17 protein-coding genes are annotated in these 22,734 nt (G+C 34.3%); all 17 read right to left on the bottom strand.

The window, feature by feature from the left end:
• The coding region (locus KBI38_02615) for a hypothetical protein (GenBank protein ID MBP8628956.1) at window positions 1–838 on the bottom strand (838 nt) is incomplete at its 3' end.
• Window positions 839–973: 135 nt separating this feature from the next.
• Window positions 974–3,121: a type I secretion system permease/ATPase gene (locus tag KBI38_02610; protein MBP8628955.1), complete on the bottom strand. Its 2,148-nt coding sequence runs from the start codon at window positions 3,119–3,121 to the stop codon at window positions 974–976.
• A gap of 2 nt (window positions 3,122–3,123) precedes the next feature.
• Window positions 3,124–4,515, bottom strand: coding sequence for an HlyD family type I secretion periplasmic adaptor subunit (locus tag KBI38_02605; GenBank protein ID MBP8628954.1), 1,392 nt, complete (start codon window positions 4,513–4,515; stop codon window positions 3,124–3,126).
• Window positions 4,496–6,628: a type I secretion system permease/ATPase gene (locus tag KBI38_02600; GenBank protein MBP8628953.1), complete on the bottom strand. Its 2,133-nt coding sequence runs from the start codon at window positions 6,626–6,628 to the stop codon at window positions 4,496–4,498. The genes KBI38_02605 and KBI38_02600 overlap by 20 nt, the downstream gene beginning before the upstream one ends.
• Window positions 6,629–6,830: 202 nt before the next feature.
• A complete protein-coding gene (locus tag KBI38_02595) occupies window positions 6,831–7,412 on the bottom strand; it encodes a peptidoglycan-binding protein (protein ID MBP8628952.1) in 582 nt (193 codons plus the stop codon).
• 183 nt (window positions 7,413–7,595) lie between these two features.
• Window positions 7,596–8,786: a M20/M25/M40 family metallo-hydrolase gene (locus KBI38_02590; GenBank protein MBP8628951.1), complete on the bottom strand. Its 1,191-nt coding sequence runs from the start codon at window positions 8,784–8,786 to the stop codon at window positions 7,596–7,598.
• A 97-nt stretch (window positions 8,787–8,883) separates the two neighbouring features.
• Window positions 8,884–11,499 (bottom strand): alanine--tRNA ligase, encoded by a 2,616-nt coding sequence (gene alaS, locus KBI38_02585; GenBank protein ID MBP8628950.1) that lies wholly within the window; start codon window positions 11,497–11,499, stop codon window positions 8,884–8,886.
• A gap of 106 nt (window positions 11,500–11,605) precedes the next feature.
• Window positions 11,606–12,691 carry a tRNA 2-thiouridine(34) synthase MnmA gene (mnmA, locus tag KBI38_02580; protein ID MBP8628949.1) on the bottom strand — a complete coding sequence of 362 codons (1,086 nt, stop codon included), beginning with the start codon at window positions 12,689–12,691 and terminating at the stop codon, window positions 11,606–11,608.
• Between the two features lie 5 nt (window positions 12,692–12,696).
• Window positions 12,697–13,071 (bottom strand): Fe-S cluster assembly scaffold protein NifU, encoded by a 375-nt coding sequence (gene nifU / locus KBI38_02575; GenBank protein MBP8628948.1) that lies wholly within the window; start codon window positions 13,069–13,071, stop codon window positions 12,697–12,699.
• Between the two features lie 20 nt (window positions 13,072–13,091).
• Window positions 13,092–14,297, bottom strand: a complete 1,206-nt coding sequence (gene nifS / locus KBI38_02570; protein ID MBP8628947.1) for a cysteine desulfurase NifS — start codon at window positions 14,295–14,297, stop codon at window positions 13,092–13,094.
• 15 nt (window positions 14,298–14,312) lie between these two features.
• Window positions 14,313–14,735 (bottom strand): Rrf2 family transcriptional regulator, encoded by a 423-nt coding sequence (locus KBI38_02565; protein ID MBP8628946.1) that lies wholly within the window; start codon window positions 14,733–14,735, stop codon window positions 14,313–14,315.
• A gap of 91 nt (window positions 14,736–14,826) precedes the next feature.
• Window positions 14,827–16,140: a replication-associated recombination protein A gene (locus tag KBI38_02560; GenBank protein MBP8628945.1), complete on the bottom strand. Its 1,314-nt coding sequence runs from the start codon at window positions 16,138–16,140 to the stop codon at window positions 14,827–14,829.
• 113 nt (window positions 16,141–16,253) lie between these two features.
• Complete coding sequence (gene aspS, locus KBI38_02555; protein MBP8628944.1) at window positions 16,254–18,041, bottom strand: aspartate--tRNA ligase; 1,788 nt, start codon at window positions 18,039–18,041, stop codon at window positions 16,254–16,256.
• Entirely contained in the window at window positions 18,041–19,306 is a 1,266-nt protein-coding gene (locus KBI38_02550; protein ID MBP8628943.1) for a histidine--tRNA ligase, read from the bottom strand. Before KBI38_02550 ends, aspS begins: the two co-directional genes overlap by 1 nt.
• Window positions 19,307–19,419: 113 nt before the next feature.
• Window positions 19,420–19,872, bottom strand: a complete 453-nt coding sequence (locus tag KBI38_02545) for a transcriptional repressor (GenBank protein MBP8628942.1) — start codon at window positions 19,870–19,872, stop codon at window positions 19,420–19,422.
• Window positions 19,873–19,890: 18 nt separating this feature from the next.
• On the bottom strand, window positions 19,891–20,511 hold the full coding sequence (locus KBI38_02540; protein MBP8628941.1) for an MBL fold metallo-hydrolase: 621 nt from the start codon (window positions 20,509–20,511) through the stop codon (window positions 19,891–19,893).
• A 20-nt stretch (window positions 20,512–20,531) separates the two neighbouring features.
• Window positions 20,532–22,724, bottom strand: a complete 2,193-nt coding sequence (locus KBI38_02535) for a bifunctional (p)ppGpp synthetase/guanosine-3',5'-bis(diphosphate) 3'-pyrophosphohydrolase (GenBank protein MBP8628940.1) — start codon at window positions 22,722–22,724, stop codon at window positions 20,532–20,534.
• Window positions 22,725–22,734: the final 10 nt, after the last annotated feature.

Below are 22,734 nucleotides of genomic sequence, written 5' to 3'. Positions count from 1 at the left end.
ACATTCCTGGACCAGCTTGTGCCATAGTTGGTAAAGCAATTCCTGTATCAATAAAATACATACCGGACATCATTTCTGCCAAACCGCCACCTAAAGAGTGACCAGCTACTGAAATGCCATAGCCTTCGGTGCCGAATTTATTCATAACATCAGCTACCATAACTTTGAACTGTTCATAACCTTCACGCATTTGTGGTGGAATAACCCCTAAGCCAATTTCAAGATCGGATAAACCATCTTTACTTAACCATAATGGGCTTAAATCACTATTAGCTTGTGTTCCTTCTAGCGTAATTGCCACTTGCTTATTAGCAGCGTCAATATAAATACTACTGTTGTAACCATGAGTAGTTTCTGCTTCACTATAAAGTTTCCATTTATCAGTAATTTCAGTATTGGATACCATTCTACCTTTGTAAATTAACCAAGATAAATCACCAATAGAAGCTCCAGTTGTAAATTTACTAGTAATTTCAGTGATTGAGCCTTCTTGCTTTTTAATAGCGCCAACTTGATTTTCATAAACCGGAGTTTGTGTAAATGTTGGCAATGCATTAAAGATATTTAATGCAGTATCAGCAGTCAAACCAGCAAGCCCTTCAACAAAGCTTACTGCATCTCTGGCAATTAGCGGACCATTGTGTCCAAAAATTGCAATCTTAGTATCATTTACAACATATTGTAGCGTTCCAATCGGATCCGATACAACACGTGCTGCAACTTCGCCAATAGTTGTACCAATTTGTGAAGTTAATACTGATAAATTGCTGGAAACCAAGCTGCTTCTTGTTGTTAGATCAGCTCTTACATTGCTAATTAAAGTACTGAATAAGCCCATATTATTTGCTCTCCTCCTTTCTGTTTGATATAGGTAGTTTTAATTCTCTCATTCTCAATTCCCCCATATATATATTTTTTGGAATGTGGTTAGCACTCCAAAACTTTAAACAAAGTAAGGTTTTTATTAAGTTATTTATATTGAAACCATTTGTTGGTTATATAAATTGAAGTAAGCACTTTTATTAAACATCAACTCATCATGTTTACCTTTTTCAATCAACCGTCCATGATCAAGGACAATTATTTGATCACAGCTTTGCACTGTTGATAAACGATGCGCTATCATAATAAGAGTTCTACCTTGTGCAATTTTATCAAGATTATTCATTATTATTTTTTCAGATTCAAAATCTAGAGCCGAAGTTGCTTCATCAAAAATTAAAATTTTTGGATCAGTTATCAATGCTCTGGCAATAGCAATTCTTTGTTTTTGTCCTCCTGACAACGCTGTGCCTCTTTCACCAACTGGTGTATTATAACCATTAGGCAATTTGTTGATAAATTCATCAGCACCGCTTATTTTAGCAACAGTCTCTATTTCTTCGATACTAGCTTGTTTAGCGGCAATAGCAATGTTTTCGGCAATAGTTCCATTAAATAAGTAGTTATCCTGTAACACAACACCAATCTGTCTTCTTAGCCATGCCGGCTCAACTTGTGCTAAATCAACACCATCAATAAGAATTCTACCAGAATCAGGTAAATAGAGCCGTTGAATCATTTTCGTTAAAGTACTTTTCCCTGAGCCTGATCGCCCTACTATTCCAATTTTCATACCTGCTGTTATATCGAGATTAAGTTGATACAACACTTCTGCCATGTCCGGACGATAACGGAAACTAACTCGATCAAAGAAAATATCACCTTTTATTCTTGGCAAAGTAGTACGATTAGGATTAAACGATGCTTCATTAGCTTCATTAAGAATATCACCTAGTCGATCAATCGAAACCTTCGTTTGTTGAAAACTTTGCCACATATTAACTATCCTTAACACCGGTTCAGTAACTTGACCGGAAAGCATTTGAAATGCGACTAGTTCACCAACAGTGATTTCATTTTTCATAACTAAATTTGCACCATACCACAATACAAAAATTGAAAAAAACTGTTTAACAAAGCCACCAATATTACCGGCAATATTAGCTAGGTTTGCCGTAGCAAAAGCTGATTTGATATATCGGGAAAGCATTTGCTCCCACCTTTGGCTAAAGTTAACATCTACAGCTAATGATTTTACTGCTTCAATCCCGGTTACAGTTTCAATAATAAAAGCTTGATTCTCTGTTTTTGCTGTAAAATTATCATTTAAGCGCTTACGATAAATTGGCACCACGATGATATTTAACAAAATAAAGATCGGAAGCATTAACAATACAATTAAACTTAGCTTTGCACTATAGTTAAACATTGCAAAAATATAAACTACTGTAAAGATTGTATCAAGCACTATTGTTAAACCAGAGCCGGTAATAAACTGCCTTACTGTTTCTAATTCTCTTACTCTTGTAACAACTTCACCAACTTGCCATTTATCGAAATATTTTATTGGTAAAGCCGTAATATGTTTATATAACTTTGTACTCAATACCACATCAACCTTATTAGTTGTATGTGTAAATAGATAACTTCTAAACCCAGTTATAATAGTTTGGAATAACGATATTATTATCATCCCAATAACTAATACATCTAAAGTTGATAAGCTTTTATGAACTAAAACCTTATCAATAATTACCTGAGTAAATATTGGCGATATTAATCCAAAAACTTGTAGGATTAAACTTAAAAACAATACTTGTCCTAAAAATTTTTTATATTTCAAAACCACCGGTACAAACCAAAATAAATTAAATTTATGTTCTTCTTGTTTGGCTTGATGGCGTTTAGTAAATAAGACAATTTTCCCTTCCCAAGCATTAAATAAATTTTTGATTTGAATTAAAACCGGAGTATCTTGATAAGGATCTACTATCAATAAACGTTCTTGTTCAGCTCTTAAAACAACGATATAATTACCATTTGTTAATTGTAAAACAGCCGGGAAAGGCATGCTGATTAGACGTTCTTTCTCAATAGTAAGTTCACGTGACTTTAAGCCGATATCCTTGGAGGCTCTTAGCATTGTTAAAGTATCCATCAAATTTCCATCAACTACATAGGCCCGACGCAATTGGTTTATATCCGCCGGAATACCATGAAATTTTGCAATGGCCACTAAGGAGACTAAAGCTGTATCAATTGGAACAAAGGAATTTTGATTATTAACTTGACTAGTCACATTTATCTCTCCCTCAAAGCCTCACTTTGATATTGCTTAAACGGATCAAGGAAAAATTCAATTATCCGTTTTTGTCTAATTTTAATTTCTCCGGTTGCTGTCATCCCTGGACTTAAAGCAACTTCTTTACCATTAACATCAAAGGAATTTTTATCTATTTCTAAAACAACTCTATAAACTCTGCCTTTTTCTTTATCCTCAATTGCATCAGGACTAATCTCTACTACAGTAGCATCTACTGTTCCGAATTTTTGGAAGTTAAAGGTTTCTATTTTAACTTCAGCACTTTGTCCGATACTTACAAAACCAATATCTTTATTAGCAACAAACGCCTCAACTTGTAATACTGCATCTTCTGGAACTACTTCTAGTAATGGTTGTGCTTCTGTCACAACGCCCCCCACAGTATGAATCGAAAGTTGGGCAACTCTTCCATCAATTGGTGCAACTATTTTTGATAATCTATCTTTTTCTTCAGCTTTTTTTAGTTCTTCACTATAAATTGATAATTGTTTTCGATCTTCCATTAAGGAAGTACTAATATCTTTATTACGTTCAGCGACAATACTGTTTAATTGCTCTTGTGCTTGAATTAAATTCCATTGTTTACGATTAATTTCAGAGGCTTGAGCATTAATATCTTCTTCAATTTCAATGCGCTTAGCTTGATAATCAAGGACAACAAAAGTAGCAATAGCATCTTCTTGTGCCAGTTTCATCAAGCGATCTTCTTTTTCTTTGGCAATAGCAAAAAGTTCAACCTGTTTTTTATAACCAGCTTTGGTTGTTGCTAAATCAGCTTCATTTTGCATTACTAATGCTTTTGCCATCAATAACTTTGTATTGTACTCAGCAAGTCTTGTTTGATATAAATTCTGTTGGTATGCTATATCTTTGGGATCTAAACTTGGATATTGTTGTGGAATAAAAGAAGAACCACTTTGTTCTGCTAATAATCGATCTATTTCTAAACTATAATAAGCTACTTCTCGTTTAATTCTAGCTACATCAGCAGCTGTAATTGTCGTATCAAGTTCGATTAACAATTCACCTTTTGAGACTTTCTGACCATCTTTAACGAAAATTCCTTTTACAACACCTTTATCTTCTGCCTGAATGGTCTTTACATTGCCCGTTGGAATAATTTTCCCTGGGGCAATAGCAACTTCATCCACCTGTCCAACCATTACCCATATTACAACGATTAAGATAAAAATAAATAATAGCCACAAGACACTTCTTCCAAGAGGTGATGGTGGTGTTTCTACTACTTCTAAAGCCGCTGGTAAAAATTCATATTCATCTTTATTTAGTTCATTTTTTGTTTTTTCCTCAATATAGCTTCTTATTCTATTAAAAAAATTTTTAAGCATCTTATACCTCTTGTTGAACATACATCCCGTAATATGTTCCTTTTTTCTCTATTAATTCTCTATGCTTTCCTTGTTCAATTATTTTTCCATTTTCTATTACTAAAATTAAATCACAATTTCTTACTGTTGTTAAACGATGTGCAATCATCAGCATCGTTCGATCTTTAGCAATAATATCAAGATTATCCATAATAATTCGTTCAGACTGATAATCTAAAGCAGAGGTTGCCTCATCAAAAATTAAAATGGCCGGATTTGCTATTAACGCTCTGGCTATTGCAATCCGCTGTTGTTGCCCTCCTGATAAGCCTGTCCCTCTTTCACCAATTTTAGTATCATAGCCTTCTGATAATTCTAAAATAAATTCATGTGCCCCTGCCATTTTAGCAACAGCAATAACTTCATCGATTGTAGCACTAGGTTTTGACAAGGCGATATTTTCTCTAACACTGCCATTAAAAAGATAATTTTCTTGTAATACTACCCCAATTTTTTTTCTTAACCAAGTAGGGTCAAGTTCCATAACATCAACATCATCAATTTTAACTTTACCTAGTTCTGGTAAATAAAGTCGTTGCACGAGCTTGGTAATAGTACTTTTTCCCGACCCCGATCGACCAACAATTCCCACTTTCATTCCCGGTAACACAGCAAAGCTAACATCATCAATGACCGGTCCAAGTTCGGCATTATATCTAAAGGATACATTTTCAAAGTTTATTTTTCCATTAATTTTATCAACATAATTATCTTGACTAATTTTCAAAGGCTCCGGTGCTGTATTTAATATATCACCTAGTCGTTCCACTGCTAACATGGTCTGTTGACAAGTTTGCCACATTCCCGACAAACGAAATATTGGAGCACTAGCTTGTCCTGCCAACATTTGAAAAGCAATTAACTGACCAATTGTCAATTTACCTGACATAACCATATGTCCACCGAATAATAATATGCCAAAAGTCATGATACTCTGAATAACGCTATTAGAACTACTAAGCCAAATATTAAATTTAGCATTATTAAAAGTATCTTTAATATATTTTGCTAGTATTTTTTCCCATCTATTGTTAAACTGTGGCTCCAACGCTAAGGATTTTACCGTTTGAACTCCGGTAATCGATTCTACTAAAAAAGCATTGCTTTCAGCGCCACTAGCCCATACTGTCTCTAAACGTTTTTGATATATCGGCGTTACTATAATATTTTGGATTAAATATAGCGGCAATGGTATTAAAGCAATTAATGTTAATTCCCAACTATAATAAAACATTACCGCAAAGAAAACAATTGAAAAAAAAGTATCTAAAAATACTGTCATCGAAGAATTAGTCAAGAACTCTCTAATACTGTTTAGGGCTGATATTCTTGTTAACGTATCACCAACTCTTCTAGTTTCAAAATACCTTAATGGCAAAGAGGTAACATGCCTAAATAACCTTGCACCTAAAATCATATCAATTTTATTAGTGGTATGTGCTGATAAGTAAGTTCTTGCAATACTCATCATTGCTTGAAAAGCTGCGGCAATAATCAGGCATAATCCTAAGATGTCTAAGGTTGACATTCCATTATGAGTAATAACTTTATCAATAATAACTTGTGTAAATAGTGGTGTAACTAACCCAAATAATTGTAAAAAAAATGAAGCAATTAAGATTTCAATAAAATACTTTTTGTATTTTAAAATTATTGGTATAAACCAATATAAATTGAATCTTTGGCTGGCGCTTTTTAAACTAAACGGTCTCTTAATAATAACCACTTCATTAGACCAAGCTTCGACAAACTGCTCTTTAGTTATTGTCTCAGGCTTACCAACTTCAGGTCTGAAAATCAAAACAACTTTATCATTGTTTTTACCAAGCACTAAAAAAGAACCATCTTTCATCATAGCCAAGACCGGAACGTCCAGTCCTTCAAGGTCAGAATATTGTAGAACTGCTTTTTTAGCCTTAAGTTTTAACATTTTAGCAATTTTAATTATTCTTTCAGTATTGCTGGTAATATTTAAGAAGTTTTTATACTGTTCTTCTTCATTAAAGGAAACACCCAAAGAATCAGTTATTATTTTCAAGGAAGCTATTGCAATTTTAGCTTGTACTTCTGTTTGTCCATATTCGCGCATAACCATATTGCTCCTATTGTATATATTTCTCTAAATCTCTTCTTCATATTATTTTGTGAACAACTAGTCAATAATTATTAAAAAAAATATCTAATCTTAGATTTTTTTGTCATTTATTCTGTATTGCTATTATGAGACTATTATACTATATTTTAAAATAATTATACATATTTTCAAAAAAAAAAACAGGTCTAACCTGTTTTAAGTTTTATTCGACAATGTAAACAATTACATTTCTTACCCCAAACTGTAATGCATCATCTCTGCTATCAAAGGCTAAATCAATTCTATTTCCTTTAATAGAACCACCCACATCATCGACTATCGCTTCACCATAGCCAGGAATAAACAATCTTGTTCCTAACGGAATAACATTAGGATCAACCGCCGCTATTCCTTTTTTCAATAAAGTACCATTAGCAGTATACTTGCCATTACCTGGATCAAAGGCACTATAAGCTGATGCGTGCATTACTATTGATCGCATTTTTCGATCAGTTTTATTATCTGAACGTTTCAAAAATTTCAACGTTTCTTCGCCAACCACACCATCAACTAATAAGCCTTTACTAAATTGATATGCTTTTACAGCATTTAATGTTTCATTGCCAAAGATTCCATCAATGTCACCATTATAAAATCCTGCCTCTGATAATAATTTCTGGACTATTTTTACATTTTCTCCTCTCATGCTATATTTTATCAATTCCTTTGAATTTGGATTAGAGTTAGCATTAGCATGAGCCGGTAGATTACTACATAGTAAAATTATTAAAGTTGCTACTACCATACTACTGAAGAACTTTTTCAAATTTTACACTCTCCTTTTTTGCCTACGAGGTTAGCTGTCGGGTTAGGGACAAGAGATATCCCCTTCTAATCAGAATTCACCCCTATATTTGTATTGGTTCCCCCGCACATATAGTTTCGGCATATTCACGTCATTATACTATAAATTCCAACATAGGTCAATTTAGGATTGTAAAATTTTATGAGAAATCAGATGTTCTAATACCGCCACTCCATTATTAAAATCTTGAAGCTCAAGTTTTTCTGCTTTATTATGTGTTATGCCACCTTTATTGGGCAAGACAATAACAGCTCCAGCTTTAGCTTTACCAATTATTAAACCTAATTGATCAAAAGCATACCCTAAATTTTCAATAGATAACTTGCATTCTTGACAAGAATGTATAATTTTATCATTTAATTCAGCTGACATTGCTACTATAGTTTCTGCCGTCTTTACTTTTAAACTAATAGTAACATCTTGAACTTCAGTAATGGTACTGATGGCGTCTTTTATTTCTTGTAAACAAGTAACAATATCTTCATTATTTTTCCCTCTAACTTCTAATGACAGTTCCACTCTTGCCGGAACTTTATTATAAGCACCAGGTAAAACATTTATATTGGTAACAGTAGCCAAAACCCCATCTTCACAACGAGCTAACGCAATATCATTTATTTCATTAATAACTAACGCAGCACTCACTAAAGCGTCATGCCTTTTTTCAACCCCGATGTTAGCGCTAGAAGAAGTTTCTCCTTCAATAAAAACACTACAAATAGTAGCTGAAGTTAGGTAATTTACTATCCCAATTTGTTTATTCGCTAATATTAAATTATTACCATCTTCCATAATGACTTCTAAAAAATAATCTATTTCTTGAAAAAAATTATTTTTCAGCATTATTTTTTCGCAACTTAAAAATTTTGCATAATCCTCATTAGTTTCAACTACTTCTAACATAGCATTATCACCTGCAAAAAAACGAGCTCCAACAAAATCATTATCTTTAAAATATTCTTTACCAACAAACACAGCTAAAACAATATTTTCTCCAACCTTTTTTTTTGTTAAAAATTCAATCGCTGCTAAACCAGCTAGTACTCCTACAATACCACTATATTTGCCATCTTCGCTCCCAGTATCAATATGAGTTCCAAGCATTATAGTTTTTTTTGTTTTATTTTGTGCAGTACAACCAAAAATATTACCAATTTCATCTACAAAAACTTCAAGATTATTTTTTTTTAGTAATTTTATAATGTATTTTCTCAATTCATAGTCTTCACTACTAAAAGCAGCTCTACTAACACTGTTTGAGGCAGTTGATATTTTAGCAATCTCGTTAAATTTATCGAAATATTTTTGATACATAGCATACACCACCTTTATTTGTCTTTAATTTATATAATTGTCTCTTTTTTCTAAAAATCCTCTAAAAAAGGAGCAGATAAATATCTGCTCCTTAGTTTCAACCTATTTGTTTTGTAATAACTTCAGTAGCCATCGTTAAGGCTTCTGTAATTTTTTTAGGATTTTTCCCGCCGGCTTGTGCCATATCAGGTCTACCGCCGCCACCGCCACCGGCAACTTTAGCAGTTTCCTTTATTATATTACCTGCATGTATACCTTTAGCAACAGCATCTTTAGTGGCCATTACTACAAAGTTAACTTTATCATCGGCAATTTTAGCACCAAGGACAATGACTCCCACTGTAAGTTTATCGCGCAATAAATCAGCTAAATTCCTCAAGCCATCCATATCTTCAATTTCAACTTCAGCATTAACAATTGTTACACCATTTACGTCAATCGCTGTTGCTAATAATTCACTGGCGGTTTCTTGTGCCATTTTACTATTTGCTACCGCTAATTGTTGCTCTAAAGTTTTAACTTGTGTCAATAACGCTTCAATTTTTTCTACAACTTCATTATTACGACTTTTCAATAAGCTCGCTGTCTTATTTAAAGTTTTTTCGACAATATTAACTTTATCATAAGCTAATTTACCAGTAATAGCTTCAATTCTTCTAACCCCTGAAGCAACACCAGCTTCAGAAACTATTTTAAACAAGCCGATTTCCGCTACATTATTAACATGAGTCCCGCCACATAACTCAACACTAAAGTCCTTAATGTTAACAACTCTTACAATATCGCCATATTTTTCACCAAATAAAGCCATTGCACCCATTTCTTTTGCTTCATTTTGTGTTGTTTCGTTAATATCAACTGTAATAGCTTTTAAAATTGCCTCATTAACTTGCTGTTCAATTTTCTCAATTTGTTCTGTGGTAAGAGGCTCAAAGTGTGAAAAATCAAAGCGCAGTCGTTCGCTATTAACTGAAGAACCAGCCTGATTAACATGTTCACCAACAATGTTTTTCAGAGCAGCATGTAATAAATGGGTTGCCGTATGATTTCTTGCTGTCGCTTGTTTAACTTCAGCATCAATCAAGATTTTAACATTATCGCCAACCTTAATTAAGCCTTCTACCACCATCCCAATATGATAAATAGTCCCATTGGCTAGCTTTTTCGCATTTTCAATTTCCACTTTACCAACTTCAGTTTCTATCATACCAGTATCGCCGGCTTGTCCACCACCTTCAGCATAAAAAGCAGTAGTATCAAGGATAATACCAACTTCTTCACCATCGTGGACTTGCTCAACTGCTTTACCATCTTTCCATAACAAGACAACCTTTGCTGTAGTTACATTATAATCTTGCTTTAATGAGTCGACATTGATTCCTGTTAAATCCGGCACTGATACTCGTTGATTTTCTTGGCGAGCAGCCCTTGCTCTTTCACGTTGTTCATTCATTGCAGCGTCAAAAGCATCTTTATCTAAAGAAAATTTATTTTCTTCTAAAATTTCTGCTGTTAATTCCCATGGAAAACCAAAGGTATCATACAATTTAAACGCAGACTTACCATCTAATACATCTTTACCGGTAACTTTTAAATCAGCAATCAATTTACTTAAAAGTTCAATCCCTTGTGCTAATGTTGTATGGAAACGTTCTTCTTCTAAACTGATAACTTTACGAATATAATCTTGCTTTTCTACTAATTCAGGATAAACATTTCCAAAAATAGTTATTACCGCATCAACAGCCCCAGCTAAAAAACTTGTTTCAATACCAAGTAATCTGCCATGACGAATTGCCCGACGAATAATTCTGCGCAAAACATAACCCCGACCTTCATTGGACGGCAAAATTCCATCTAAAATCATAATAGTCATACTTCTAGCATGATCAGCTATTACTTTTAGTGAAATATCATTTTTCGTGCTAGTTTCGTATTTAACGCCCGATACCTTAGATGCATATTCAATTATCGGGAAAATCAAATCAGTTTCAAAGTTTGATTTCTTATTTTGTAAGACTGAAGCAATACGCTCTAATCCTGCTCCAGTATCAATATTTTTCTTCGCTAAAGGATTGTAGTTACCAGCTTCATCACGATCAAATTGCGTAAATACCAAATTCCATATTTCCAAATATCGATCGCAATCACAACCTAATACGCAATTATCACTACAACCGCGTTCCGGGCCTAAATCAACATAAATTTCCGAACATGGACCACAAGGACCAGGACCGATTTCCCAGAAGTTATCTTCTAATTTGACAACTCTTTTAGGATTAACGCCAACCTCTTTCGTCCAAATATCAAAAGCCTCTTCATCATCTGGATAAATAGTAACCCAAAGTTGTTCTTCAGGAATTTCCAAATGCTTTGTGATAAATTCCCAGGCCCAAGCAATCGCTTCACGTTTAAAATAATCTCCAAAAGAAAAATTACCTAACATCTCAAAAAAAGTATGGTGACGCGCTGTTTTACCAACATTTTCAATATCACCAGTTCTTACACACTTTTGACTAGTAGTAATTCTTGGATGTGGTGGTTTCATCTTCCCAGTAAAAAAAGGTTTAAAGGGAGCCATTCCAGCACCAACCATTAATAAAGTTGGGTCATTTTCCGGTATTAAAGAATAACTTGGTAATACCAAATGATCCTTACTTGCAAAAAACTGCAAATATTTTTCGCGCAGTTCATTTCCTGTCATAAATTTCAAAACAATCTACCTCCACTACGGTTTGGGTCATTCAAAACACATTAACTCTATTATTATAATGCTTATGATATCAAGATGTAAACCTTTTAATCTTACTATCAACCAACTAATCAATAATTGTCCCGCCACCAATCACAATATCATCTTGATAAAAGACCACCGCTTGCCCCGGAGTAATAGCTCTTTGCTTATCTTTAAAGATAACTCTCACTTTATCACCGTCTAGTGGCACAATAAAAGCCGGCGCTTCTTTTGCTGCATATCTAACTTTTGCTTTAACTTCCATTGCTACTGTTAATTTATCAAACAATAAAAAGTTTAAATCAGTCGCAATTAATTCCTGTGAAAAAATTTCATCTTCAAAACCAACCACCACCGAATTGTTAGTTTGATCTAGTTTCAGGACGTAAAGTGGCTGTTTCGCCGCTATTCCTAAGCCTTTACGTTGTCCGATTGTATATAAAGCTAAGCCTTTATGCTTTCCTAAAATTTCTCCAGCGGTATTAATAATATTCCCCGGCGTCAGCATTGCCGGAGCTTTTTCTGCTAAAAAAGTTTTATAATCATCATTAGGCACAAAGCATATTTCCTGACTTTCAGGTTTATTAGCTACAGACAAACCTAACTCTGCTGCCATTTTTCTGGTTTCAGTTTTGTTTAAATCACCTAGTGGAAACATAAAATGTTTTAACGTATTTTGATTGAGATGATATAGTACATAAGATTGATCTTTATTGGCATCTGCGCCTTTTTTTAGTAAATAGCGACCAGTTTCAGAATCTTTAATAATTTTTGCATAATGACCAGTAGCGACATATTCGGCTCCTAGCTTTAAAGCCCGATCCAACAACCCTTCAAACTTAATATATCGGTTACAAGCAATACAAGGATTTGGCGTTCTAGCCTCACCATATTCCTTAATAAAATAGTCCACGACCTTTTCTTGAAACATCTCTTTAAAATTCATCACATAGTGTGGAATGCCTAGTTTGTCAGCAACACTTTTCGCATCATCAACAGCCGATAAAGAACAACAACCGCGATCTGAGTTTTCATCATAATCACGGCTCTCTTCTGATAAATTCATAGTAACACCAATTACGTCATAGCCTTGTTGCAAAAGAAGGGCGGCAGTTAAAGAACTGTCCACCCCGCCGCTCATTGCTACAACTACTTTTGTTTTTGCAGTCATAACAATCACTTTCCTTCTTGCTTACTCATATAATCTTTTATTGCTTCATGCATAGCATCAGCAGCCAAATTTGAACAATGCATTTTTACTGGTGGTAAACCATCTAATGCTTCAGCAACAGAACTGTTAGTTATTTTTAATGCTTCTTCTAAAGTCTTGCCTATAACAAGCTCTGTCACCATACTACTAGTAGCAATAGCAGCACCACAACCAAAAGTTTTAAACTTTACATCTTTGATAATATTATCTTCAACTTTTAAATAAATCTTCATAATATCGCCACATTTAGCATTACCAACTTCACCCACACCGCTGGCATCTTTAATTTCGCCGACATTTCTAGGATTAGTAAAATGATCCATAACTTTTTCACTATACATATCTTTACACCTCTTTAATTTTAATATTTAGAACAAGTTTCACAATTTTCTTTTTCTATCGCCATGTTTTCCGGACTTAATGGTGACATCATTCTTAATCGCTCAATGATTTGCGGTAATACTTCTAAACAATAATCAATCTCTTCTTCAGTATTACTATGCCCTAAGCTGATTCTCAATGAACCATGAGCTACCTCATGACTCATGCCCATTGCCAATAAAACATGGGAAGGATCTAATGAACCGGAGGTACAGGCTGAACCGCTAGAAGCTGCAATACCTTTTAAATCAAGGCTTAATAACAAAGCTTCTCCTTCTACAAATCTGAAACTAAAGTTAACATTATTAGGCATTCTTTTAGTTGGATGTCCATTAAGTTTTATATAACCAATTTTCTCCTTAATTCCGTTAATAAGTTTATCTCTTAAATATGTTTCATGAGCTATTTTTTCACTCATTGTTGCCATCGCAATTTCCGCAGCTTTTGCTAAGCCGATAATACTAGGAACATTTTCTGTTCCGGCACGTAAGTTTCGTTCTTGAGCGCCCCCTTGTTGAACAGCAGCAATTTTAACACCTTTTCGCACATAAAGTGCACCAATACCTTTCGGACCGTTAAACTTGTGCCCAGACAATGTTAATAAATCAACATTTAAATCTTTAACATCAATAGGATAATTACCAACCGCTTGCACAGCATCAGTATGGAAATATACACCTTTAGCTTTAGCAATTTCACCGATTTCTTTTATCGGCTGGATCGTACCAACTTCATTATTAGCAAACATAATGCTAATCAAAATTGTTTGATCGGTAATCGCCTTTTCAACATCTTGAGGATTTACCATACCAAACTCATCTACCGGTAAATAAGTTACGGCAAATCCTTCTTTTTCTAAAAATTCACAAACATGCAATACTGCATGATGTTCTACCGCACTGGTAATAATATGATTACCTTTTTTTCTATTCGCATAGGCAATTCCCTTTAATGCCAAGTTATCACCTTCGGTACCACAACCCATAAAAAACAATTCATTAGGTTCAGCTCCTATTAATTTTGCAATAGTTTCTCTTGCTACCGTTACATCTTTTCGAGCTTCACGTCCAAAAAAGTGAACACTGGAGGGATTACCAAATTTCTCACTCATATATTCATACATAACACTTGCTACTTCTTTAGCTGTAGGCGTAGTAGCAGAATGATCAAAATAAATTCTTTTCATATTATTGTCCTCTCCTTATTTTCTATCTTCTTTGCATAAGTCTGCCAGCGAAATAGAATTTAATACATTATTTATACTATCTCTAACTTTGACCCAAACATCTCTAGTGACACATTTGCCAACTTTTTCGCAGTAATTATTTTCAGTATCATCATTTAACAAACAATCTACTAAAGTTATCGGTCCTTCCATTGTCTTTATAACATCACCAATAGTAATATCTTTAGGATCTTTGGCGAGAATATAACCACCTTGCGGTCCCCTAATACTATTAACATAACCAGCATTTCGCAACGTACTGATTAATTGCTCTAAATAATGTTCTGAAATTTCCTGTCGCAATGCAATTTGTTTTAAAGCAATCGGCCCTTCGCCATAATGTAACGCTAAATCATACATTGCAGCCACACCATATCGTCCCTTTGTTGATATCTTCATTATGATCTCCCCTAATACCCGAGTAAAACAATAGGTTTTATCTGTTTTTAATATAGCAAAAAAAAATAAGCTTGTCAAAACCTTTTTTAGCTTATTTTTCTCGCCACAAATTTTCTATTCTTTTTTTTATTTCACGTTCTAAACCATTCTCTGTAGGATTGTAGTATTTTTTATTTTTAAGTTCCTCCGGCAAATAATTTTGTTCTACAAAACTCCCCTCATAATCATGAGGATATTTATAAGTAGCACCATGTCCCAATTTTATTGCACCCTTATAATGAGCATCTCTTAAATGCACCGGTATTAAACCAGAATTACTACTCTTAACATCACAAATAGCTTGGTCAATCGCCAGATAAGAGGCATTACTTTTTGGTGCTGTCGCAATATAAGTAACAGCCTGCGCTAAAGGAATTCGACCTTCCGGCATGCCGAGAAATTGCACCGCTTTCGCTGCAGCCATAGCAATATTTAAGGCCTCAGGATCAGCGTTACCAACATCTTCCGCTGCACAAATAACAACTCTTCTAGCGATAAAATTAACATCTTCTCCCGCCACTAACATTCTTGCTAGATAGTGAATTGCCGCATCAGGATCTGATCCCCTCATACTCTTAATGAAGGCAGAAATTGTATCATAATGATTGTCACCATTTTTATCATAACGTTGTATTTTATCACCGATTATTTGCTTAAGAATATCTAATGAAATATGTTTTTCTATTGTGAAATTTGCAAGTGAAGCACTTTGCTCTAACAAATTTAAAGCAACTCTAGCATCGCCACCAGCAAAATCTGCAATAATATCAAGAACTTCTTCATCACAAATAAGTTCATAATTACCCAAACCTTTAACTGTATCCATCAAAGCTTTTTTTAGCACAGTTTTTATGTTTTTGCTACTTAGTTCTTGTAATTGCACAATTCTACATCTTGATAACAACGGCGTATTTATTTCAAAAAAAGGATTCTCCGTGGTTGCACCGATCAACACAACACTACCATCTTCCACATAAGGCAATAATACATCTTGTTGACTTTTATTAAAGCGATGAATTTCATCAATAAATAAAATAGTTCTGGTGCGATAAAACTTCAATTGTTCCTTGGCACTTTCCAAAATTTTTCGCAGCTCACTAATTCCTGATGTTACCGCATTAATTTTTTCAAATTTGCTATTAGTTGTTTGTGCTATTAATTGCGCTAATGTTGTTTTACCGGTTCCCGGTGGCCCAAATAAAATTAAAGAAGGAATTTTATCAGACTGAATCATCTTCCGCAAAAAGCTCTTTGCGCCAGCTACACTTTCTTGTCCAATAAAGTCCTCAAAAGTTTGCGGTCTCATTCTTGAAGCCAACGGTAAACCAATATCAATTTCATCATGTGAAGCAGAAAATAAATCCATAATTCTCACCTTTTATCTAAACTCTATAATAATCTTAACAAAAAAACATCTTAAAAACAAACTTATATAAAAAAGACATTTTAAAGATTAACTCTTTAAAATGTCTTTAAATTTTATTTCTTCGGCATAATCGCTGTTCTGATTGATAATTCTTTTAATTGTTCCGGTGCAACTTCCGAAGGAGCTTGGGTCATAACACAAGTAGCACTTTGCGTTTTCGGGAAGGCAATTACATCGCGGATTGAACTGCGTTTAGCCATCAACATAATTAATCTATCAAGACCAAAGGCAATTCCACCATGTGGAGGAGTACCAAACTCAAATGCTTCCAACATAAAACCAAACTTACTGTTAGCATCTTCTTCTGTTAGTCCAATTGCTTTAAATACTTTTTCTTGTAATTCTCGGTTGTAAATTCTTAAGCTACCGCCACCAATTTCAGTTCCATTCAACACTAAATCATAAGCTTTAGCTTTAATTTTTCCTGGATCAGTATCAAGGTATTGAATATCTTCATCACATGGTGCTGTGAACGGATGATGCATTGCTACCCAACGTTTATCATCTTCATTATACTCAAACATCGGGAAGTCCACTACCCACAAGAATGATAATTTATCTTCATCAATCAAATTCAATCTTCTTGCCATTTCTAAGCGCAACTCACCTAAAGATTGTGCGACTACTGCCGGCTTATCAGCAATAATTAAAATTAAGTCACCAGTTTCAGCTTTCGTAGTAGCTGTGATATTATTAATAATTTCTTCAGAGAAAAATTTAGTTATTGGTGACTTAATGCCCTCTTCAGTATATTGAATCCAAGCTAACCCTTTAGCACCATAAATACCAACATAATCTACTAACCCATCTAATTCACGACGAGCAATATTAGCATAGTTTTTAACATTAATTGCTTTTACTTCGCCACCACTTTGAATAACAGACTCGAACACTTTAAAATCGGAACCTTTAACAGCCTCTGACAAATTAACTAATTCCATTTCAAAACGTAAATCCGGTTTATCTGAACCATATTTATCCATAGCTTCAGCATAAGTTAAACGTTTGAAAGGAGCTTTGATGTCAGCATCAATACCTTCTTTAAACATTTGTACCGTCATATCTTCCATCATGCCTAAAATATCTTCATCATCAATAAAAGACATCTCAATATCCAGTTGTGTAAATTCAGGCTGACGATCAGCTCTTAAATCTTCATCTCTAAAGCAACGAACTATTTGGAAGTATTTTTCATAACCTGCTACCATTAAAATTTGTTTGAAAATTTGTGGTGATTGTGGTAATGCAAAAAACTTTCCAGGATTACTGCGACTAGGCACTAAGTAGTCACGAGCACCTTCCGGTGTGCTTTTGGTTAACATTGGAGTTTCAATTTCCACGAAACCTTGTTTATCAAGAAAATCACGCATTACTTTTGTAACACGATGTCTTAACATTAAATTTCTTTGCATTTCGGGACGACGTAAATCTAAATAACGATATTTTAATCTTAACATTTCATCAACGTCAATTCCGTCTTGAATATAAAACGGCGGAGTTTTGGCTTTATTTAAAATTCTTAATTCATTACAATATACTTCGATCTCACCAGTTGCCATTTTCGGATTAACAGTTTCAACCGCACGAGTTTTAACGACACCTTTTACCGCTAAAACAAATTCAGATCTAATACTTTCTGCTTTTGTAAAAACCTCTTGATGCATTTCTGAAGAAAATACAACTTGCACCATCCCAGAACGATCTCTTAAGTCAACAAAAATAAGTCCACCGTGATCACGTCTTCTTGATACCCAACCACATAAGATAACTTCTTCATCTTTATTAGTATTTGTTAACACACCACAAGAATGTGTTCTTTTCAATCCTTTTAATAAATCCATTAACCCTTCACCTCAGCCTTTAACTTATCTATAATATTTTCAACTGCGACAACTTCTTGCTGGCTATTAGCCATATTTTTCAATGTTACAACATTTTGTGTAACTTCATCTTCACCAACAATTATCACATATTTTGCATTGAGCTTATTTGCTTGCTTCATTTGTGCTTTAAAGCTTCTACCGCTAAAATCCATCTCAGCTTTCAGTCCATTAGCACGAAGTTGGCTCATTAAATTAAAAGCTACACTTTCTGTAACCTCGCCAAATTGAAGTATAAAAACATCACTACCGTCATTAAAATCTGGCAACAAGTTTTGTTTTTCCAATGCTAATAAAACTCTTTCTATTCCAATGGCAAAACCAATTGCTGGAGTATCATTGCCACCACACTCACCAATTAAGCCATCATAACGCCCACCACCACACACAGCACTTTGTGCGCCAAGTGGTTCGTACTGTATTTCAAAAGCTGTTTTAGTGTAATAATCAAGCCCTCTCACCAGACGTGGATTTAGATTATAGCTAATATTAGTAGCCGTTAATAATTCTTTTAATTTATTAAAATGAGTACCACAATCATCACACAAGCACTCAATCATTTCCGGTGCTCCTTGCGATAGCGCTGTACATTTTTCATTTTTACAGTCAAGAATCCGCATCGGGTTACGATCATACCGTGATTTACAATCATTGCATAAATCTTCTACTTTATCTTGTAAAAATTCTTGTAGCTTTTCACGATAAACCGGACGACACTTGGGACAACCGACGGAATTTAGTTGTAAATTCAATTCCGTTAGGCCTAATTTTTGCAAAAACTGCACCGCTAAAGTTATAATTTCTGCATCTACAGCCGGATTACTTAAGCCAATTGCTTCAATACCAAACTGATGAAATTGGCGATAACGACCGGCTTGCGGTCTATCATATCTAAACATTGGTCCAATATAAAACAATTTAGCTAATTGATTATCAGCATAGAGCTTGTTTTCCAAATATGCTCTAACAACTGCTGCTGTATTTTCCGGTCGCAAAGTTAAACTGCGCTCACCGCGATCAGTGAACGTATACATTTCTTTTTCAACAATATCAGTAGTATCACCAATTCCTCGCAAAAACAACTCGGTGTGTTCAAAAATTGGTGTACGTATTTCTTTATAACTAAATAAATTACAAATTTCTCTTATTTTACCTTCGATATACTGCCATTGACCACTAACACTAGGCAAAATATCCTTGGTCCCACGTGGACCGCTTGTTAGCATAGCAAATATTCCTCCCCATGTCTAATTTATTATTGCCCTCAGCACATTATAATAAATATTCAAACTCATCTAAACATTATATATTATCAATAGCATCTTAGTCTATTAATAAATTATTTTTTCTCATTTTTTTGACATTTTTCACAATAACCATACATTTTAAGTTGATGGTCAATAACAACAAACCCGCTTTTTTGAGCAATATTAGTTTCTAAATCTTCTAGTAAATCGTCTTCGCATTCTTTTACCATTCCACAATTCAAGCAAATCAAATGATGGTGATAATGCTGTTCCTTATCGCCGGCATTAATTTCAAATCGACTTCGTCCATCACCAAAATCAATTTTATGTAAAATTTCCATATCACATAATAATTCCAAAGTACGATAAACGGTTGCCAGTCCAATCTCTGATAATTCTTGTCTTAAAATTGTATGGACATCCTCTGCACTTAAATGCTGATCTTGGTTATTTAAAAAAACTTCTAAAATTATTTTGCGTTGTGGTGTCAACTTGCATTGTCGTTCTTGCAGTCTTTGCTTTAATTCATCCATATTTATAAGCATACTAACACAACCTTATTATTAATTTAAAAACGGATTTTTTTGCCGTTCTAAGCCAATCAAACTAGCTGGACCATGACCTGGTAAAACTTTAACATCATCATTTAAGCACATTAACTTAGTCTTAATTGAACTTATTATATCAGTCATGGAACCACCCGGAAAGTCCGTTCGACCAATCGACTGATTAAATAATGTATCGCCTGTAAAAACTACCTCGGTCCCCAACAAACAAATACCACCTCTAGTATGCCCAGGAGTATGAAGTACTGTTAGTTTTTCTTTACCAAAACTGATAATATCACCATCATTTAATAATGTATCAGCACCAGCCGAGATAATAGGTTTCTCAATATAAACTGACAAGTTTAATTTAGGTTCAAGCAACATTTCCTGATCAAAAGAACTAATCAATATTGGAGCATTGGTTAATTTTTTCAGCTCTGCATTAGCACCAATATGATCCGCATGACCATGAGTATTAATTATTGCTTTCACTATTAAAGCTTCACTTTCAATATATTTGAAAATCATTTCAACCTCAGCACCAGGATCAATCACCAGACACTCTTTAGTTTCCGGACAAGAGGCAATATAACAATTAACCCCTAACTCACCAACTTGTATTACTTTTATTATCATATATTTCCTCCAGAAATCTGTTAATTAGACGCAATAGCACGATAAACACTGTATACATCTTTTACTCGCCGTAATTTTGTCATAATCCGTTCGACCTGTTGAGCATTAGAAACTTCTAAACTAAAATTAACAGTGGCCGTTTTATTTTTATGAGTTCTTGCATTAATCGAACTAATATTGACTTTGCTTTCTGATGGCACCATCATTAATTCATTTAAAACTCCAGCCTTATCAGAGCAAATAATTTCAATTGCTACTTTATATTTAGTATCAATATTAATATCCCAGCTTACTTCAATCATTCTTTCATATTCATCGTTGGAGTTTAGCACATTAGGACAATCTGAGCAATGTACTGAAATACCTCTGCCTCTAGTAATATAACCAGTTATAATATCACCCGGTATTGGATTACAACATCTGGCTAGTCTAACTAATAGTCCAGCCTCTCCTTCTACCAACACCCCATGACTTTTGCGCGGTTTAGTATTTTTAGGCTTAAGCCCTTCCAACATTTGCGAAATATCTTGTGGCGTATTACTTCTGACTTCTTTTTTATGAACTTCAATCAGCTTTGCCATCACACCATTAATAGTTACTCCACCATAACCTAATGCTGCCAATAAATCTTCTTCATTTAATACATTTAGCTTCTTCGCTACTTCTGCTAATCTTTCACCTTTCAGCAAATCTTTATAATCATAACCCAAGCGTTTACTTTCTTTTTCAATTAGTTCACGCCCTCTAGCCACATTTTCTTCACGCTTTGCCTTTTTAAACCATGATCTAATTTTATTTCTGGTATCAGGTGAAGCAACAATATTTAGCCAATCTCGACTAGGTCCATTATTTTGCTTAGTTGTAATAATCTCAACGATATCACCATTAACCAATTTATATTCTAACGGTACAATTTTTCCGTTTATTTTAGCACCAATACAACGATGACCAACATCAGTATGAATTCGGTAAGCAAAATCTAATGGTATTGATCCTGCTGGTAAATCTACCACATCACCTTTCGGCGTAAAAACAAACACTTCATCGGCAAAAACATCTACTTTTAGTGCTTCGACAAACTCTCGCGGATCACGAAGTTCTTGTTGCCAATCAATCAAATGTCTAAGCCATGATACCTTGTGGTCAAAATCTTTATCACTGTTTTTGCCACCTTCTTTATACCGCCAGTGTGCCGCCACCCCGTATTCAGAAACTTTGTGCATCTGCCAAGTTCTAATCTGAATTTCCAAAGGATAACCTTTTGTTCCAATCACAGTAGTGTGTAAAGACTGATACATATTAGACTTAGGCATAGCAATATAATCTTTAAATCTGCCAGGAATCGGTTTCCATAAGGTATGAACAACACCTAATGCCCCATAACAATCTTTAACATTTTCAACTAAAATTCTAATGGCTGATAAATCATAGATTTCATTAATATCTTTATTGCCTTTACGCATTTTTTTATAGATACTATAAAAATGCTTTGGGCGGCCGTGAATATCTGATTTTATCTCCACCGAACTCAATTTTTCATTTAATATTTCAATCGATTCGTCAATCATCTCTTGACGCTCTTGACGCTTTTGCTTTACTTTTTCTACTAATTCATAGTATGTCTCAGGCTCTAAATATCTTAACGCCAAATCTTCTAGTTCCCATTTAATATTGGAGATCCCTAGTCTGTTAGCAAGTGGTGCATAAATTTCCAAGGTTTCTTGCGCAATGCGTTTTTGTTTTTCTTCCGACATATGCTTTAGCGTTCTCATATTGTGTAATCGATCCGCTAATTTTATCAAAACAACCCTAATATCTTTAGCCATCGCCAAAAACATCTTGCGATAATTTTCTAATTGTTGTTCCTCTTTAGATTTATACTCAATCCGACTCAATTTCGTAACACCATCAATTAACATGGCAATTTCTTCACCGAAATTTTCTTGCATTTCCGCTAAAGTATAAGTAGTATCCTCTACTACATCATGTAATAGTGACGCACTAATAGTAATAGCATCAATTTGCAATTCCGTTAAAATTTTTGCTACGCCAATTGGATGATTAATATATTTTTCACCAGAAACTCTAAGCTGTCCGGTATGAGCAGTTTCAGCCAATTGAAAAGCCTTTTTTACAGTATCAATCGGTGCTCCCGGCTGATACTGTAAAATATTTTCAATTATTGTATTTATATCATTTTGAACATTACTCATATTACCAACC

The organism is Negativicutes bacterium (assembly GCA_018052945.1).
Lineage (GTDB): Bacteria > Bacillota > Negativicutes > JAGPMH01 > JAGPMH01 > JAGPMH01.
This window is presented reverse-complemented; position numbering and strand designations above follow the sequence as displayed.

Coding starts and splice junctions, on each gene's coding strand:
- KBI38_02595 (MBP8628952.1), bottom strand. CDS start 7,412: ATGGTAGTAGCAACTTTAATAATTTTACTATGTAGTAATCTACCGGCT.
- KBI38_02565 (MBP8628946.1), bottom strand. CDS start 14,735: ATGAAGATATCAACAAAGGGACGATATGGTGTGGCTGCAATGTATGAT.
- KBI38_02605 (MBP8628954.1), bottom strand. CDS start 4,515: ATGTTCAACAAGAGGTATAAGATGCTTAAAAATTTTTTTAATAGAATA.
- KBI38_02535 (MBP8628940.1), bottom strand. CDS start 22,724: ATGAGTAATGTTCAAAATGATATAAATACAATAATTGAAAATATTTTA.
- aspS (MBP8628944.1), bottom strand. CDS start 18,041: ATGGATTTATTAAAAGGATTGAAAAGAACACATTCTTGTGGTGTGTTA.
- nifS (MBP8628947.1), bottom strand. CDS start 14,297: ATGAAAAGAATTTATTTTGATCATTCTGCTACTACGCCTACAGCTAAA.
- KBI38_02560 (MBP8628945.1), bottom strand. CDS start 16,140: ATGGATTTATTTTCTGCTTCACATGATGAAATTGATATTGGTTTACCG.
- KBI38_02545 (MBP8628942.1), bottom strand. CDS start 19,872: ATGCTTATAAATATGGATGAATTAAAGCAAAGACTGCAAGAACGACAA.
- KBI38_02550 (MBP8628943.1), bottom strand. CDS start 19,306: ATGCTAACAAGCGGTCCACGTGGGACCAAGGATATTTTGCCTAGTGTT.
- KBI38_02600 (MBP8628953.1), bottom strand. CDS start 6,628: ATGGTTATGCGCGAATATGGACAAACAGAAGTACAAGCTAAAATTGCA.
- mnmA (MBP8628949.1), bottom strand. CDS start 12,691: ATGACTGCAAAAACAAAAGTAGTTGTAGCAATGAGCGGCGGGGTGGAC.
- KBI38_02540 (MBP8628941.1), bottom strand. CDS start 20,511: ATGATAATAAAAGTAATACAAGTTGGTGAGTTAGGGGTTAATTGTTAT.
- KBI38_02590 (MBP8628951.1), bottom strand. CDS start 8,786: ATGTATCAAAAATATTTCGATAAATTTAACGAGATTGCTAAAATATCA.
- nifU (MBP8628948.1), bottom strand. CDS start 13,071: ATGTATAGTGAAAAAGTTATGGATCATTTTACTAATCCTAGAAATGTC.